Source organism: Paraflavitalea speifideaquila, from assembly GCF_032395985.1.
GTDB classification, from domain to species: Bacteria; Bacteroidota; Bacteroidia; order Chitinophagales; family Chitinophagaceae; genus Paraflavitalea; species Paraflavitalea speifideaquila.
This window is the reverse complement of the sequence record NZ_CP135920.1, coordinates 5,646,800-5,662,038: the sequence shown is the minus strand read 5'-3', so window position 1 is coordinate 5,662,038 and position 15,239 is coordinate 5,646,800. Positions and strand designations below refer to the sequence as shown.

Annotated in this window: 23 protein-coding genes and 1 pseudogene; 21 read left to right on the top strand and 3 right to left on the bottom strand. The window is 47.0% G+C overall.

The window, feature by feature from the left end; genetic code table 11:
- Window positions 1–11 precede the first annotated feature (11 nt).
- The 12 genes and pseudogenes from RS881_RS38900 (at window position 12) to RS881_RS38850 (ending at window position 6,215) form a co-directional block, all read left to right on the top strand.
- Window positions 12–455, top strand: a complete 444-nt coding sequence (locus RS881_RS38900) for a hypothetical protein (protein ID WP_315815693.1) — start codon at window positions 12–14, stop codon at window positions 453–455.
- Entirely contained in the window at window positions 362–886 is a 525-nt protein-coding gene (locus RS881_RS38895) for a RagB/SusD family nutrient uptake outer membrane protein (protein WP_315815692.1), read from the top strand. The genes RS881_RS38900 and RS881_RS38895 overlap by 94 nt, the downstream gene beginning before the upstream one ends.
- A 29-nt stretch (window positions 887–915) precedes the next feature.
- Window positions 916–1,140 carry a hypothetical protein gene (locus RS881_RS38890; protein WP_315815691.1) on the top strand — a complete coding sequence of 75 codons (225 nt, stop codon included), beginning with the start codon at window positions 916–918 and terminating at the stop codon, window positions 1,138–1,140.
- A 28-nt stretch (window positions 1,141–1,168) separates the two neighbouring features.
- Window positions 1,169–1,543: a RagB/SusD family nutrient uptake outer membrane protein gene (locus RS881_RS38885; RefSeq protein ID WP_315815690.1), complete on the top strand. Its 375-nt coding sequence runs from the start codon at window positions 1,169–1,171 to the stop codon at window positions 1,541–1,543.
- A gap of 243 nt (window positions 1,544–1,786) precedes the next feature.
- Entirely contained in the window at window positions 1,787–2,971 is a 1,185-nt protein-coding gene (locus tag RS881_RS38880; RefSeq protein ID WP_315815689.1) for a glycoside hydrolase family 5 protein, read from the top strand.
- 35 nt (window positions 2,972–3,006) lie between these two features.
- Window positions 3,007–4,173, top strand: coding sequence for a carbohydrate-binding protein (locus RS881_RS38875; protein ID WP_315815688.1), 1,167 nt, complete (start codon window positions 3,007–3,009; stop codon window positions 4,171–4,173).
- A gap of 293 nt (window positions 4,174–4,466) precedes the next feature.
- Window positions 4,467–4,982, top strand: coding sequence for an ulvan lysase-like protein (locus tag RS881_RS38870; RefSeq protein WP_315815687.1), 516 nt, complete (start codon window positions 4,467–4,469; stop codon window positions 4,980–4,982).
- Between the two features lie 65 nt (window positions 4,983–5,047).
- Window positions 5,048–5,329, top strand: coding sequence for an antibiotic biosynthesis monooxygenase family protein (locus tag RS881_RS38865; RefSeq protein WP_315815686.1), 282 nt, complete (start codon window positions 5,048–5,050; stop codon window positions 5,327–5,329).
- A 125-nt stretch (window positions 5,330–5,454) separates the two neighbouring features.
- Window positions 5,455–5,628: pseudogene (locus RS881_RS60525) on the top strand (hypothetical protein); the annotation flags it as partial.
- Window positions 5,598–5,852: a globin family protein gene (locus RS881_RS38860; protein ID WP_315815685.1), complete on the top strand. Its 255-nt coding sequence runs from the start codon at window positions 5,598–5,600 to the stop codon at window positions 5,850–5,852. The pseudogene RS881_RS60525 and the gene RS881_RS38860, both read left to right, overlap by 31 nt.
- 16 nt (window positions 5,853–5,868) lie before the next feature.
- The gene (locus RS881_RS38855) at window positions 5,869–6,009 is read left to right on the top strand and encodes a hypothetical protein (protein ID WP_315815684.1); all 141 of its coding nucleotides are present in this window, start codon (window positions 5,869–5,871) and stop codon (window positions 6,007–6,009) included.
- A 20-nt stretch (window positions 6,010–6,029) separates the two neighbouring features.
- Complete coding sequence (locus tag RS881_RS38850) at window positions 6,030–6,215, top strand: hypothetical protein (RefSeq protein WP_315815683.1); 186 nt, start codon at window positions 6,030–6,032, stop codon at window positions 6,213–6,215.
- Window positions 6,216–6,285: 70 nt separating this feature from the next.
- Here RS881_RS38850 and RS881_RS38845 read toward each other — a convergent pair whose 3' ends face one another.
- The 3 genes from RS881_RS38845 to RS881_RS38835 form a co-directional block, all read right to left on the bottom strand.
- The gene (locus RS881_RS38845) at window positions 6,286–6,612 is read right to left on the bottom strand and encodes a helix-turn-helix transcriptional regulator (RefSeq protein ID WP_315815682.1); all 327 of its coding nucleotides are present in this window, start codon (window positions 6,610–6,612) and stop codon (window positions 6,286–6,288) included.
- A 68-nt stretch (window positions 6,613–6,680) separates the two neighbouring features.
- On the bottom strand, window positions 6,681–7,088 hold the full coding sequence (locus RS881_RS38840; RefSeq protein ID WP_315815681.1) for a c-type cytochrome: 408 nt from the start codon (window positions 7,086–7,088) through the stop codon (window positions 6,681–6,683).
- Window positions 7,089–7,097: 9 nt separating this feature from the next.
- Window positions 7,098–8,084, bottom strand: a complete 987-nt coding sequence (locus RS881_RS38835; protein WP_315815680.1) for a PQQ-dependent sugar dehydrogenase — start codon at window positions 8,082–8,084, stop codon at window positions 7,098–7,100.
- A 366-nt stretch (window positions 8,085–8,450) separates the two neighbouring features.
- Between RS881_RS38835 and RS881_RS38830 the strand changes: the two genes are divergently transcribed.
- The 9 genes from RS881_RS38830 to RS881_RS38790 all read left to right on the top strand — a co-directional run bounded on the left by RS881_RS38830 (window position 8,451) and on the right by RS881_RS38790 (window position 15,219).
- Window positions 8,451–9,038, top strand: coding sequence for an RNA polymerase sigma-70 factor (locus tag RS881_RS38830; protein ID WP_315824741.1), 588 nt, complete (start codon window positions 8,451–8,453; stop codon window positions 9,036–9,038).
- Between the two features lie 139 nt (window positions 9,039–9,177).
- Window positions 9,178–9,786, top strand: coding sequence for a FecR family protein (locus RS881_RS38825; RefSeq protein WP_315815679.1), 609 nt, complete (start codon window positions 9,178–9,180; stop codon window positions 9,784–9,786).
- Window positions 9,722–10,183, top strand: a complete 462-nt coding sequence (locus RS881_RS38820) for a FecR family protein (protein ID WP_315815678.1) — start codon at window positions 9,722–9,724, stop codon at window positions 10,181–10,183. The genes RS881_RS38825 and RS881_RS38820 overlap by 65 nt, the downstream gene beginning before the upstream one ends.
- A gap of 42 nt (window positions 10,184–10,225) precedes the next feature.
- Window positions 10,226–10,762 (top strand): STN and carboxypeptidase regulatory-like domain-containing protein, encoded by a 537-nt coding sequence (locus RS881_RS38815; RefSeq protein WP_315815677.1) that lies wholly within the window; start codon window positions 10,226–10,228, stop codon window positions 10,760–10,762.
- Complete coding sequence (locus RS881_RS38810; protein WP_315815676.1) at window positions 10,756–10,986, top strand: hypothetical protein; 231 nt, start codon at window positions 10,756–10,758, stop codon at window positions 10,984–10,986. The genes RS881_RS38815 and RS881_RS38810 overlap by 7 nt, the downstream gene beginning before the upstream one ends.
- 55 nt (window positions 10,987–11,041) lie before the next feature.
- A complete protein-coding gene (locus RS881_RS38805) occupies window positions 11,042–11,839 on the top strand; it encodes a TonB-dependent receptor plug domain-containing protein (RefSeq protein ID WP_315815675.1) in 798 nt (265 codons plus the stop codon).
- Window positions 11,773–13,185, top strand: coding sequence for a TonB-dependent receptor domain-containing protein (locus RS881_RS38800; RefSeq protein ID WP_315815674.1), 1,413 nt, complete (start codon window positions 11,773–11,775; stop codon window positions 13,183–13,185). Before RS881_RS38805 ends, RS881_RS38800 begins: the two co-directional genes overlap by 67 nt.
- 132 nt (window positions 13,186–13,317) lie before the next feature.
- Complete coding sequence (locus RS881_RS38795) at window positions 13,318–13,578, top strand: hypothetical protein (RefSeq protein WP_315815673.1); 261 nt, start codon at window positions 13,318–13,320, stop codon at window positions 13,576–13,578.
- A 9-nt stretch (window positions 13,579–13,587) separates the two neighbouring features.
- Complete coding sequence (locus RS881_RS38790; RefSeq protein WP_315815672.1) at window positions 13,588–15,219, top strand: RagB/SusD family nutrient uptake outer membrane protein; 1,632 nt, start codon at window positions 13,588–13,590, stop codon at window positions 15,217–15,219.
- Window positions 15,220–15,239: the final 20 nt, after the last annotated feature.

Genomic DNA, 15,239 nt, shown 5'->3' with positions numbered 1-15,239 from the left:
AACCAAGCAAAATGACAACGAAACAATTATCATATAGTGTTCTTTTGGTGGCCGGTGTTTTTACCATGGGCGCCTGTAAAAAGAGTTTCCTGAATGTAGAACCGAAAGGGCAGTTCCTGGAATCCAATTATTACCGCAACGAAACAGAGGCCTATAATGGGCTGGTAGCTGTATATGACCTGGTAGGTTTTCAGGCAGGCGGTTATGTAACGAAGATAGGAACGATGGATGCGGGTTCGGATGACCACCTGGCTGGCGGAGGTGGCCCTAATGATGTTACTGCTTACCAGGTAATGTCTAATTATACGCTTACACCGGCTACCGGGCCGCAGGGGACCTTTGGGCCAAGGGTTTCTCCGGTGTGTTCAGGGCCAATATATTGCTGCAGAAATTGCCTAAAGTGCCGATGGATGAGAATACGAAGAAACGATTTGCTGCCGAGGCAAAATTCTTAAGGGCCTATTTTTACTTTGACCTGGTACGTTTCTTCAAAGCAGTTCCATTGCTCACTATACCTGTTGAAACAGATAAAATGTATGATGTATTGCAAGCGCCTGCTGCAGATGCATATACTCAGATTGAGAAGGATCTCAAAGAAGCATTTACTGATCTGCCGGCTACGCTTACTTTAACCACACAGGCCGGCCGGGCTACCAAAGCCGCTGCACAAGCCTTGTTGGGTAAAGTATACCTGCAACAAAAGAAATACGGACCTGCTGCCACTGAATTGGCAGCCGTGAATGGTACCCTGGCGGTACCAGCCAGTATGGAAACAAACTACTCACCAGCTTTGCTGAACTGTTCAGGGTCAATAACAAGTTTAATAGTGAGTCGATCTTTGAAATATCCTTTACCAATACGTCGGCCGGTGGCTGGGGTTGTGTAGCCTGTACGGAAGGGAATGTACTGAACATTATGACCGGCCCCCGTGGTTATAACCGGGTAGACCCTGCGGCACCGGATTATGTATCGGGATGGAGTTTTCTGGTTGTTACGGATGATCTGTACAACGCGATGAAAGATGATCCACGCTTAAATGCCACTATTGCCAATCTTAAACAGTTGGAAACGGATGGCAAGGTGACTTACCAAAAAGGATATATGAATACGGGATACTTCCTGGAAAACCGCAGGCCGTGAATCGTTTAAATGGACGGGTGCTGGTAATATGGAACTAAACTTCCCCAAGAATATGTATGATATGCGCCTGGCTGATACTTACCTGTTGGAAGCTGAAGCACTTGTAATGGGCAATGGTGATCTTACGAGGGCGGCCGCCTTGATCAATTCAGTGCGCGACCGCGCTTATGGTGATAACCTGCACCATGTAACAGCTACGATGGCCAATATTAAACTGGAAAGAAGGCTGGAACTGGCAGGAGAGGGGCATCGCTGGCTGGACCTGGTACGCTGGGGTGATGGGCCATCGGTATTGGGACCCAAAGGTTTTAAAGCGGACAAACACGAATACCTGCCCATTCCCTTGCTGGAAATGGAAAATACTAAAATTGAACAGTTAAAAGAGTGGGGTGGTACGAAGTAAATAATCCCCACATTGCTATTACCTTTTTGATACAGGCAGTTTGCGTTATTGATAGATAACGCTTTGCGTTTCGCAAGCAATCATTTAAAGGTGGAACGCATTTACCTTTCCAGGTTGAATGCTTCCACTTTTTTAACACCGTTCCATTTATTATTTATGCTTTCGCAACATTTGGAACTCTCCGCCCGGCATGCCCGCAGCATGTCTTCATGAATTGTTTTGTTCACCAAAAACCAAAATATCATGAGCTGTTATCTACGGAAAGTAGCCAGGCTGCTGTATTTAAGCAGTAGCCTTCTAACGATGCTTGTTGTATGCCATCCTGCCGCCGCGCAATTATCCAGGCTGCGGGCGGATGGACAACGTATTGTCAATGCCAGTAACCAGGAAGTGATCCTGAAAGGGGTTGGCCTGGGCGGCTGGCTTTTACAAGAAGGGTATATGATGAACCCCAATTCAGGTGGTACACAATGGTCTTTTAAACATACGCTTTACAATCAGGGGCAAACGGATGCGCAGGTAGAAAGTTTTTACCAAAGCTGGCGCGACAATTTCATTACGCAAAGCGATATCAATTGGATTGCGGACCAGGGATTTAACTGTGTGCGTATCCCTATGCATTATGAATTGTTCCTTACGGCTACGCAAAGAGCTGTACGGAATACGGTAGCACGTAATTCGGGCAACTATACGAATTATGTGAACTCGATGCAAGGCTGGTACAACAATAACCAATTGTTTACCGATCCCAATACGGAGGGTTTCAGGACGCTGGAGAACTGCCTGAACTGGTGTTCGGCAAGGGGTATATATGTAATTGTAGACCTGCATGCTGCACCAGGTGCACAAGGGTCGGATGCCAATATATCGGATGCGCTGGTGGGGAACGATCTTTGGAACAGAACTTTGTTTCAGGATGTAACGGTGCGCTTATGGCAGGCTATTGTAACGCGCTATATCAATAATAATACGGTAGCTTTTTGGGATTTGATCAATGAGCCCAATAATGTGCCTGGTGGTGGACCTGCCATCTTTAATCTCAGCAACCGCCTCGTAAATGCCATTCGAGGATTGGGTGATTCGCACCTGATCATGATCGAAGGGAATGGATTTGGCAATAATTATGATTACCTGGAACCCAACAATTTTACCAACCGCTCCAACCTTGTATACAATGCGCACCGCTATTGGATAGCAGAGGGAGATGACAATATACGGGATGGCAATCCCAATCAGATCAATCGCCTGATCAACCTTACTGAATTTCGTACCCGTTGGAATGTACCGGTTTGGGTAGGGGAAACAGGTGAGAATTCGGATGCCTGGTTGCGTCAAAATGTTGACAAACTCAATGGGGCGGGTATTGGCTGGTGCCATTGGACATATAAAGAACCAGCTCCAGCCCCAATGCGGCTTTACGCAGGATAATTGGACCTCCTTACCTTACGGATGGGGTATCGGCCATGAGTGGGGTATTGAACAATATACAATTTGCCAATACGGTGGTGAATGGCGGTCCCTTGGCTGCAGTTGATCCACGTAGGGGCAGCGGCTCAACGACCTGTACGGGTAATTACAATGGGGTTCCCGACACTTTGCAGGCCGAAGCCTGGTGTGCGATGAGTGGTGTTCAAACGGAAACCTGTACGGATGCGGGTGGCGGACTGGATGTAGGTTATATTGATGCAGGAGATTGGTTGGGCTACCGCATCAATGTGCCTGCTGCAGGTACGTATACGGTTCAATACCGCGTGGCCAGTCAGAATGGTGGTGGCAATATCAGGCTCGAACGCTTTGGAGGTAGTAGTGTATTTGGAACGATTGCTGTGCCTGCTACTGGTGGCTGGCAAACCTGGCAAACGATCTCTCATACGGTGACATTACCGGCAGGGCAGCAGGAAATTGGCCTGGCTGCTGTAGCCGGCGGATTTAATATCAACTGGATCAGCATTACCTCCAATGCTTCTTCGCCTGCTCCCATTGGACAGATCATTACGCTGCGTGGTATCAATAACCTCTATGTATCAGGTGAAAATGGCACGCAGGCCATGCGTTGTAACCGCGCTACAGCAGGCGACTGGGAGAAGTTCTCGGTATTGGATGGCGGCAATGGCACGATCACCTTGAGAAGCATGAGCAAATATGTTTCTTCCGAAAATGGGGTTGCTGCTATTACTTGCAGTCGTGCTACAGTAGGTGGCTGGGAGCGTTTTACCTGGATAGTAAATGCGGATGGTACGATTTCCTTACGTGGTAATAACAATATGTATGTAAGCTCTGAAAATGGCACTACCGCCATGACCTGCAGCCGTGCTACGATCAGTGGCTGGGAAGCTTTTAACTGGACATCGGTAGGAACGGTAACCAATGCAGGGGTTTTGGTGCAGGCAGGCGCCAATGCTCCTGACGGTGAAAACGGAGTTACTTCCCTGCAGGTATTTCCCAATCCTTCACGAGGTGCAGTGACGGTTAAAACAGCTACACCAGGTAAACTGGTGATCTTCGATGCAGGGGGCAGGCCGGTTTACCAGGCAACGATCAAAGGCACGCTACAGGTGAGTAACCTAAAGGCCGGTGTGTATACTGTCCGGGTAACAGGCGATGACCAGCAAACGGCTACTAAAAATTGATTGTGGGTGCACAATGATCGGTATTAATCCTGGGAAACACTAGTACTCAATAACGATAAGATTATGGTAACATGTTAAGGTTCTGATGCACGCCCGGTGGGTCGTTCTGTATTCTGCTATCAGGCGGATTCAGAACGGCTCACCTTTTATTTTCTACAAATAGGAAAATCGCTTATTGCGACACAAGAGGATGGGTATCCAGGGTTCATCGCCATATCTTATCTTTAACGATAAACAGTATTCCTTGAGTTATTCATTTTCCAGGCGAAGGTTTCTAAAGACGACGACTACCGATGGCATTGTATGGTTTGCTCACTAAAGATGAAGAAGTGTTGCAGGCTGTGACCCGGTCGTTGCAAACGCATATGGAATTGATGTTGCCTGATGGGGGATGGGACAATAGCTGGGGCACGCGCAATTACAAATGGACGTATTGGGGCAGCAGAACTTCTGATGGTTGTCAACCGGCCTATGTGTTATTGGCCGATCGTGATCCACGGTTTTACAAGGTTGCCTTAAAGAACACGGAACTATTACAGCAATATACGCATGAAGGGTTGTTGTATGGTGGTCCCCATTATCTTTCACACAAAGTACTGTCCAGTGTACACCATACTTTTTGTCATATTAAGGCATTGACCACCATTCTTGATCATACGCCTGTGGTGCCATCCGTACCTATTAAAAATTGGTATTGCCCAGGGAGGAGACGTATGGCAGTCGCTTTTTTGCTGATATTCAAACCCGGCTCATCAGCAAAGGCGGTTACCGGGCTAAGTACAATTTTATGTTTATTAAATCCTTGCTGAGCTTAGTATTACTGGTGGTAACAACGAGCGCCCATACATTAAATAGTCAATCAAAAACAACAATCGTGGACAACAAAACCTTCTCTGTAGAGATCATCCGGTACAATATCCCCGATGATAAAAGCGCAGCCTTCGAGAAAGCATACACCGAAGCCGGTAAGTACTTGCAGGCTTCGCCTTATTGTCTTGAGTACCGCGTACTGCATGGCAATGATGAGCCAAACAGCTATCTTGTGATCATCCATTGGACGAGTAAAGAAGAGCATTTACAAGGCTTCAGGAAAAGCCCTGAATTTATGCCTTTCTTTAACCTGGTAAAGTCTTTTATAATCATATTGAGGAAATGAAACATTACGACCAAACTGCCACGGTTTGGAAAAAATAAAGTAGCAGCTATGGAAAAAGAACCCCAACGCTCTATGAATGGGCCGGCGGCCGGGAGCAATTTGAGCAGTTAACAGACCGGTTTTATGCCAAAGTACAAACGGATGAGCAACTATCGGTTGTATTTAAGCATATGTCGCAGGAACATGCAAAGCATGTAGCGCATTTCATATCCGAAGTCTTTGGCGGGGACCGCTCTATACGCAGGAGGACCAGGGCAGTCATGCCAAGATGGTGCAACATCATATTGGAAAAATGCTGACGGACGACTTACGTAAACGTTGGCTGAATCTATTGCTTGAAACTGCCGATGAAATTGGGCTGGCCGATGACCCAGAATTCAGGTCGGCCCTGGTGGGCTACCTGGAGTGGGGTAGCCGGCTGGCGGTGATCAATTCCCAATTGCCCGAAAACCCGGTGGGTTCATCAGAGCCGATGCCCAAATGGGGCTGGGGCGAAACGGGCGGGCCGTATATACCGGGATAATTATTATCTTACGATCATGAAAATACTCCTTGCGATCATCGCTTTTATCAATGGCGGCTACATGTTGCTGGATGGGGGCTATGTTCTGCTGAAAGGTAAATTCATTGGTCCGGAAAAGCCGGGGCCCTGGGCTTCGCTTTTCACCAAATTGAGGTAAACGTATTTAAACTGGGGCCCTTGTTTATCATCTATGGTCTTGTATGGCTGGTATTCCTCTATGGTATATTGGCCAGTCAGTCCTGGGCTTATAAACTGGGGCTTTTCATTTCTATATTGTCGCTTTGGTATCTGCCAGTGGGCACGGTTTTATTGACCGCGGCATTTGTGGTGCTCATCATTGCCAAGGGAAAGCTGGGCTTATAAAGTAGCTATTGTTTCAACCTGCCTCCGTTTTTGAGGAAGTTCGTCGTATTCTTCGGCCCTTATAAAGTAGCTATTGTTTCAACCTGCCCGGTAAATACCCGAAATACTTCCTGAAAGCTTTTGAAAAATTATAGGGATCGTGATAGCCTAGCATGTAGGCTACTTCATACACGGTACAGGCGGATTCCAGGAGCATTTGCCTGCCATATTCCATTTTCAATTCATTGAGGTAACCAAAGACGGAAGTGCCAAAGAGGGCTTGCAACAGGAACAATTCAATGACCTTGGATTCCAGGAATAATTCTTTCATATGTCCATGGTAGGAACAGCGACGAATATCGGTAATCACCTGTTGTTGCCGGGACGTGATCACCATAGGTACGGGTGAAATATCCACAGCCTTATTACAAGTTAGGAGGTAATAAAGAAAGCCCGGACAATGCCGGGCTTTTTCTTCTTATAGGTTTACTTTTTAACTTTCTCTACCTCTTTTAGGGTAATGAGCTTCCCTTTATTGCCCCAGTTATTGAGGATGTAGGTACTAACATCGGCTACTTCTTCATCGCTAATATTGGGGGATGGCATGGGGGTGCTGTACTTTACGCCATTCACTTCAATTGGATCACTAAGCCCAAACTTAATAGCATAGATAACCTTCGCGGTATTCTTTAAATAGTCGGAGCCTGCCAGTGGTGGAATAGCGCCGGCCAATCCCTTTCCATCAGCCAGGTGGCAGGTGATGCACAACTCCTGGTATAGTTCTTTGCCCCGGGCTTTGCTTTCTTCCAACTTTTTATCCTGCAAAGGGGCCCAGGCGAGTCCTATCATAGCTGTCAGCAGGGAACCTGCAATGACTGTTTTTTTAGAGAACATAGTTGTAGGTTATGGTGCAGGTACAATTTTAATGATCTTACCGCCATCTAATGATACATAGATATATCCATCAGGGCTTTGTTCTACGTTGCGTACACGACCAATTCCAGGTAGTAATTTTTCCTGGTGGGTCACTTTGTTGTTGCTGATCTCCAGTCTTTCGAGGTATTGAAGCACCATACCACATACAAGTAGGTTGCCTTTCCATCCGGGGTATTTATCGCCTTTAATAAATACGAGATTGCTGGTAGCAATAGAGGGGCGCCAGAAAATTACAGGTTGTTCCATACCTGCTTTCACGGAGTCATCCGAAATACGTTTGCCATCATAGTCAATACCATAAGTAATGGCAGGCCAGCCATAGTTCTTTCCTTTGCCGATGATATTGAGTTCATCCCCACCCATGGGGCCGTGTTCAGTTTCCCATATATCGCCGGTTGTAGGGTTGAGTGCCAGTCCCTGGGGATTGCGGTGGCCCCAAGAGTAAACAGCCGGGCTTACTACATTGGGTGTATTTACGTAGGGGTTATCGGCAGGGATGCTGCCATCATCTTTAATGCGGTATATCTTACCATTGATGGTGGCCAATGATTGGGCTTTTTCTTTTTCGCCTCTTTCACCGATAGAGAAATAGAGGTAACCATCTTTACCAAATTCAAGGCGGCCGCCAAAATGGACGCCTGCGCGTGTAAAGGGGGTGCCTTTAAACAATATCTGTTGATCTGTGAGGGTGTTGTCTTTCAATTTGGCGCGCATTACGTAGGTGATGCCGCCTGTAGGTTTTTCTGCATTGTCGGGTGCTGCGTAGGAAATATACAGCCAGCCGTTCTTAGCATAATCGGGATGGAGCTCAATATCAAATAAGCCGCCCTGGCCGCGATTGAATACGGGAGGGACGCCTTGTATGGGATCGGGCAGCAGTTTGTTATCGCGGATCACCCTAATTTTTCCTGAAACATCGGATACCAGTATATCACCATTGGGCAGGAAGGCCATACCCCAGGGAACGCCAATACCTGTTTCAAGGGTTTCGGTGCGGAAGGTTATTTTTCCGATGGTACGGTCTTGTCCTGGCTATAGCAGCTGGTAATGCTGGTTACTGCCAGGAGGGCTGCCATTGTCCATTGTTGTGTGCTGCGAATGCTTGTCATATTGCTTAAAGGTATTTTCCGGTTTGCTGGTTCAGGCATTAAATATAAGTGCATCCTACGATTTCTTATAGCCGTTGCTGTAAATTATTGTTAAGGATACGTCCTTTCTAATAACGCTATTTTAGTGGCTTTCCTGCGGTACTATAAGGATTTTGCAAAAATAGATGATATTTACAACCATGCCCGAACTGCCTGATGACATACTGCTTGCCTGGCAACAACAGATTGCCCGGGGGATGAACGTGGCTTCGATAACCTGTTCCGCCATTTTTACAGCCATCTGGTAAGTTTTGCGGTCGACCTGGTCAAACTAAGACCAGCAGCAGAAGAGATCGTTTCGGATGTATTTGTGAAGATCTGGCAAAAGAAAGAAGATATCCTGCTGATCGATAAGCTGAAGGTATTTCTATTTGTAGCTGTAAAAAACCAATGTTATAATCACTTGCGCCGGCATTCGCTGTGGAGTGTTACGGTAAATCCTGATAATGTAGCTACGCTTACCAGCTCTCATAATCCCGAAGAAGATATGGCTTTCCGGGAATTGCTGCACCAACTTAATAAAGCGATTGAACAATTGCCTGATCAATGTAAGCAGGTATTCAAGCTTATTAAAGAAGATGGCCTCAAATACAAGGAGGTGGCTGATATCCTGGGCATTTCACCCCGTACGGTCGAAACGCAATTGTTCAGGGCAGTGAAAAAGATCCGTAAAGCATTGACTGAAACGCCTGATCCGCGACGGCCCCACCTGCCGGATGACCTGATACCCGTACTGTTGGTAAGTTGGTTCCTTTCGTAGAGGCCGGGGATAAGGAATAGGAGGGCATTGGAGGGCGGCGGAAAAGAACAGCAAAAAATATTTTGGGACTTTGTAAGTAATCTGTTTTACGGATGTGTCCTTATAGTACGGGCCAACGATTTTCCTGCCCAGCTGCTATATGATGGACAAAGATCATTTTCTGCTATTGGTTACTAAAGTATTGTCGGGCAATGCTTTGCCCGGTGATGAGGAGTTACTCGAACATACTCTCGCCAGTGAGCCCTATCTCCAGGCATTATATGAGCAATACAAAGGATTCTGGGAACATCAGCAAGCCAATCAGTCGGCTGCTGTAGAAAAAGCTTTGTTGTCGACCTGGCAAAAGATACAAGATAGTTCAACAATGGCCGATGCCGTCATAGAGGGGCCTGTAAGGCGGAGGTTTACCCTTGGTAGGGTAATGGCAGCCGCTGTATTGTTGGGGCTGGTATTGATGGCTGGCTGGTTTTGGTGGCCGGGCCGTCGGCAGGCTGGGGTAGAATGGGTGGAAACGTACAATCCTAAAGGCATCCGTTCATCTATATTATTACCTGATGGTAGTAAGGTATGGCTGGCGGCAGATAGCCGCCTCAAATACCCCGTCATTTTGCCGGGCATCAACGTGATCTCTTCCTGGAAGGGAGGCATTTTTAGAGGTAACACGCAATCCGCAGAAACCTTTTGTGGTGCAATTGGGTGCAGGTGCTGTACGGGTATTGGGTACGTCTTTCGATATCAAGGCATATAAAGTACAACAGGAGATCATTACTTCGGTGGCTACTGGCCGGGTAGCCTTTATCCCTGCAGCTTATCAGGGTAAGGATTCTGTGTTCCTGACGCCCAATAAAAAATCAGTGTACAATACCCGATCCGGGCAATTGACGGTGAAAGAAACGGATGCGCTGGCTGATAAGGCATGGATCGACGGCACGCTGTTGTTTGATGGGCTTACATTGGAAGAGATTGGCCTGGCGTTGGAACGCTACTATGGGAAAACGGTATTGTTTAAAGATAGACAGGTAAAAGGATATCGTTATACAGGGAAGTTTGCCAACAACTCACCGGCGGAAATATTGGGATACTTCAGTAAAACCAAAGCATTTACCTATACGGTTTCTGACTCTCTCATTGTGATTGGGAGATAGTTTAATGAACGATTGTATTTATTCATAATCAAATGTTTGCGTATGAAACTGCGACTGCTCCTCGCTGTTGTTGTAAGCTGCATGATGGCCATACCGGTTGTCTATGCGGGAACAGCAGGCTCTCCGCCTGCCTGGAAAGATCAAAAGCAAAAAGTAAATGTAGTTTGTAAAGAAAAGGATCTCAAGTGGATCATCAATGAACTGGAGAAGCAAACGGGTACCTTGTTTGTTTATTCCAATGATGAACTGAATCTTTCGCAGAAACTTTCGCTGCGTATCCGGGATACAGAATTGGACCAGGCGCTTCAAAAGATCTTTGGGCCCTTGCACATTGTGTTTGAAATGGCAGGCAAGCATGTATTGCTGAAGACGAAAAAGCGGGAGGTGTCGAATGCTGTAGGGGTAGTGGCTGATGCTGTAGTACGTGAGGTGACAATTACGGGTAAGGTATTGGATGAAAGGCAGCTACCGGTTGCAGGCGCTACGGTGCAATTAAAAGGCACGAACCTTGTTACTACCACCCGCGAAGATGGCAGTTATTCTTTATTGGTGCCTGAAGCAAAGGTACGCTGGTGGTGAGTTATGTAGGTTATCGGCGCGAAGAGGTGATCATAACAGGTACCAACCAGGCAATAACGCTTCAATTGATGGATGCCAGTCTTGGTGAGGTAGTAGTAATTGGTTATGGTACTCAACGCAAGGCAAGTGTAAGTGGGGCTGTAGATCAAATTCGGGCAGCGGCATTGGAAGGAAGCCCAGCGTTAACCTCACGCAATCCTTGCAAGGGGTATCGCCCAACCTGATCATTCAGCAACGCAATTCGGAACCGGGCGCTGATATTAATATCAATATCAGGGGGTGAGTACGCTCAATAACAATTCGCCCCTGATCGTGATTGATGGGATGGCCGGTGGGGACCTGAATCAGCTGAATCCTTCGGATATTGACAATATTTCGGTGTTGAAGGATGCAGGCAGTGCCGCGATCTATGGTTCGCGCAGTGCCAATGGGGTGATACTTATTACGACTAAGAAAGGCAAAAAGAATGCACGTGCTACGGTTACTTATAATGGCATGGTGGGGATACAGGAACCTAAAAACTTTTACAAGCCGGTAGAAGGTTATGAAAATGCGATGTTGCGTAATGAAGCGCTGGTCAATGCAGGATTGCAGCCCATGTATACGCCGCAGCAGATCCGGGCTTTCCAGGAGCAGGGTAGTGAGGAATGGTTCCTCGATGGTATCCAGCAGGATGCTTTGCAGCAGAACCACAACCTGGGTGTTTCGGGCGGTAATGAGAAAACGACTTACCTGCTGTCGGTAGGCTATGTAGACCAGCAAAGTAACCTGGTGGGGCCCAATTTTGGCCTCAAACGGTACAATGCGCGACTAAACCTGAGCACGGAAGTGGGCAGGTTGAAAGTAACGGGTACGATGGCCTATTCGCGCCGGGACATTAAAGAGCATTCTTCAAATACCTCGACCTTGATCGTAGACGCGGCCAGGACGCCGGTCTTGTACAAAATGATCGATGAGCAAGGGCGATACCTTACGAATGATGTATTGGCGGAATTCAATCCCTGGGTATTTTGGAGCAGGGTGGTTTTCGTACGCATAATGATGATCACCTGTTTGGAAATATTGCAGCGGAATTAGGGATCATAGATGGACTGAAGCTGAAAGGGGTTGCCGGCGGCAACCTATCTACGTTTCATACGTACGAGCGGGTAAGGCAGGTGAATTTCTTCCCCAAAGGGATCTATGGTGCCGACCGCAATACGAATGATCGCAATTCCAAGAATCTTTTTCTCAATACGCAGGTGATGCTGGAATACCAGCGGGCTTTTGGTGATCACCAGGTGAATGCCCTGGTAGGTTATTCCAATGAGTCGGTTACTAATAAGGAAACGGGATTGTATACCAAGTATAATGACAATGAGCTGGGTACACCGGTAACAGGCACGATCATTGATCCGGCTGGGTCTTTTAATTCCAATCGTGGCACGCAGGAAAGCAGCCTGAATTCGGTATTTGGTCGTGCAGGCTATACTTATAAGGATAAATATTTCCTTGAGTTCAATTTCAGGTATGATGGCTCTTCCAAATTTGCCAAGGACCTACGTTGGGGGTTCTTCCCTTCTGTATCGGCTGCCTGGCGGGTAACTGAGGAAGGCTTTATGGAGGGATATCGTGATCAATATGGTACGCTCAAATTGCGTGCTTCGTATGGGGTATTGGGCAATCAAAGTGTAGATAACTACCAGTTCCAGACGACCTACAATGTAACCTCGCGCAATGTGTACGGCTTCAATAATAAGCCGGTAGCGTTGGTAGATTTCATCTTCGCCAACCCCAACCTGCGTTGGGAAAAAGCGGCCACTTTCAATGCGGGGGTAGATGCCAGTTTCCTGAAAGAACGGTTGCAGGTATCTTTTGATTATTTTAATAAACTTACCAGTGATATTCTCATTCAGCCTTCCATTCCTGGATTGTTTGGTGGTTCGGTATCGGCATACAATGCGGGTAAAGTAAGGAACCTGGGTTGGGAGTTGAGTGTCAGTTACCGGATACCTGGCCGGCAATTTAGTCATACGATTGGATTCAATATAGGGGATTCACGCAATGAAGTGGTATACTTCCAGGGGAGTGAACGGATTACGGGTGCTGATGAAATGCAGGTTATACTGCGGGAAGGTTTACCCTTCAATTCCTATATTGGACTGAAGCGGGATGGTTATTTTCAGCATATTGACGATATTCAGAATGGCCCCACGCCAACGGGTATTACGGTGGTGCCCGGTGATATTCGTTATGTGGACCGTAACAAGGATAATGTAATTGACGACCAGGACAAATTTGTATTGGGCAATCCGTTTCCCCGTTATACTTATGGGTTCAATTATACGCTGAGCTGGAAACAACTGGACCTTTCTCTCTTTATCCAGGGTGTAGGCAAGCGGGATATGTTTCTCCGGGGAGCTGGTAGAGCCTTTCCACTTTAATTATGGGCAAACGATGTACCAGCACCAACTGGATTACTGGACGCCCATTAATCCCAATGCTAAATTTCCCCGGCTGGCTGCTGCCAATAGTCCCTCAATACGAATAATTTCCGCCGGGGGTCAGATCTGTATTTGTTTAATGCGGCCTACGCACGCCTCAAGAACCTGCAAATAGGTTATTCGCTACCTGCGCATTGGATACAAAAGGCAGGTATGCAAAAGGCCCGGTTTTACCTGGTAGGGCAAAACCTGTTGACGATTGCCGGGGTATCGTTTGTTGATCCGGAGATATCTGAATTCAACAGTAATCTTAGCAATAGCGGCGCCAACAGTGGCCGCAATTATCCTACTCCCATATTCTATGGAATTGGGTTGGACATCACTTTTAAATAATGCTGCTATATGATACGAAGATCAATTATCAAAAATAGTATTGCAGGGATGTTGTTGATGGCTGCGGTCTCCTGCAAGAAGCTGGACCTGGCGCCCACTGACCGGTTCACAGATGCTACTTATTGGACCACCTCCGAAAAAGCGGCCATTGTATTGAATACGGCTTATGCGCAAATGTTTGGGGCGGCTACTTTCTTTTACAATGAAGGGCTTTCTGATAATGCTTATAGTGGTCGGGGCGACCAGGAAGGGGTGACTTCTATCTCTTCGGGCCTGGCGGATGCTTCTTTACCGCGTTTCAAGAATGAATGGAATGACCGTTACAGGTGTATCAAAACCTGCAATATCATATTGGGGAATATAGACCGGGTTCCTGGTTTTCAGGAGGGCCTTAAGAATAGGATGAAGGCAGAGGCGCGGGTGATCCGTGCTTTTCAATATTTCCAGCTTTATACCTGGTATGGTGATGTGCCATTATTTGATCATGACCTGTCGGTTACGGAGTCGCAAACGATTGTTCGGGCTCCGCGGCAGCAGGTTGTTGATTTTGTTATGAAAGAGTTGGATGAATCGGCTGCTTTATTGCCGGTCAATACGCAATATGGGGCAGAAGACCGGGGACGTATTACCAAGGGAGCTGCGCTTGCTTTGAAGGCACGCGTGCTTTTGTATGAAGGCCGTTGGCAGGATGTGATCAATACTACGGAACCTTTCCTGACGGGTAATACGCTGGGTACGTATGGCCTCTTTAACAGCTATGAAGGTTTGTTCCTGCCGCAGAATGAGTACAATAGTGAAGTGATCTTCGACCTTCAGTTTGTACCGGAATCAAGGACTTATAATGTGTTCTTTGATCTGGCGCCTTTGGGTGTAGGGGCGCGATTGAATGCCATGGCTCCTACGCAGGAGCTGGTGGATGATTATATCATGCTTACTGGTAAAGGGATTAAAGAAGCTGGTTCGGGCTACAATGAAAATGATCCGTATATCAACCGTGATCCCCGGCTTACGAATACGGTGGTATACCATCAATACAAATGGAAGAAGCCGGACAATAGTATACAAACGATCTATATCAAACCGGGTAGTGATCCCAACAGTACAAAACTGGATGAATACATGGCTGGTAGTGTAAGTTCACCTACTGGTTATTATATCCGCAAATATTATGACCCTGCTTCGGTCAATAATTTTAATTCAGGGCTCAACCTGGTGCTCATTCGTTATGCGGACCTACTGCTGATGTATGCAGAAGCTAAAAGCGCGCTGGGGCAGTTTACGGAAGGGGTTTGGAATCAAACGATCCGTGCGTTGCGTGTGCGTGCGGGCTTTACGGAAGTAACTGCTTTGAACTTCAATGGTGGGTGGACTACTGACGAGCGTATGACGATTGTACGAAGAGAGCGTCGTGCGGAGCTGGCGTTTGAAGGCTTGCGCATTTTTGATATCCGGCGATGGAAAACTGCTGAAACGGTATTGAAGGGGTGGGTACACGGGGCTAAGTATGGTGAGCCTACAGTAGATAATGGTTATATCCGGGTGAACCAACGGAGCTTCGATGCTGGCAAGCATTATCTCTGGGCAATTCCCCGTGATGAACGGAACCTCAATAAAAACCTTAGCCAGAACAATTCCTGGTAAAACAATAACGAACACTTAAA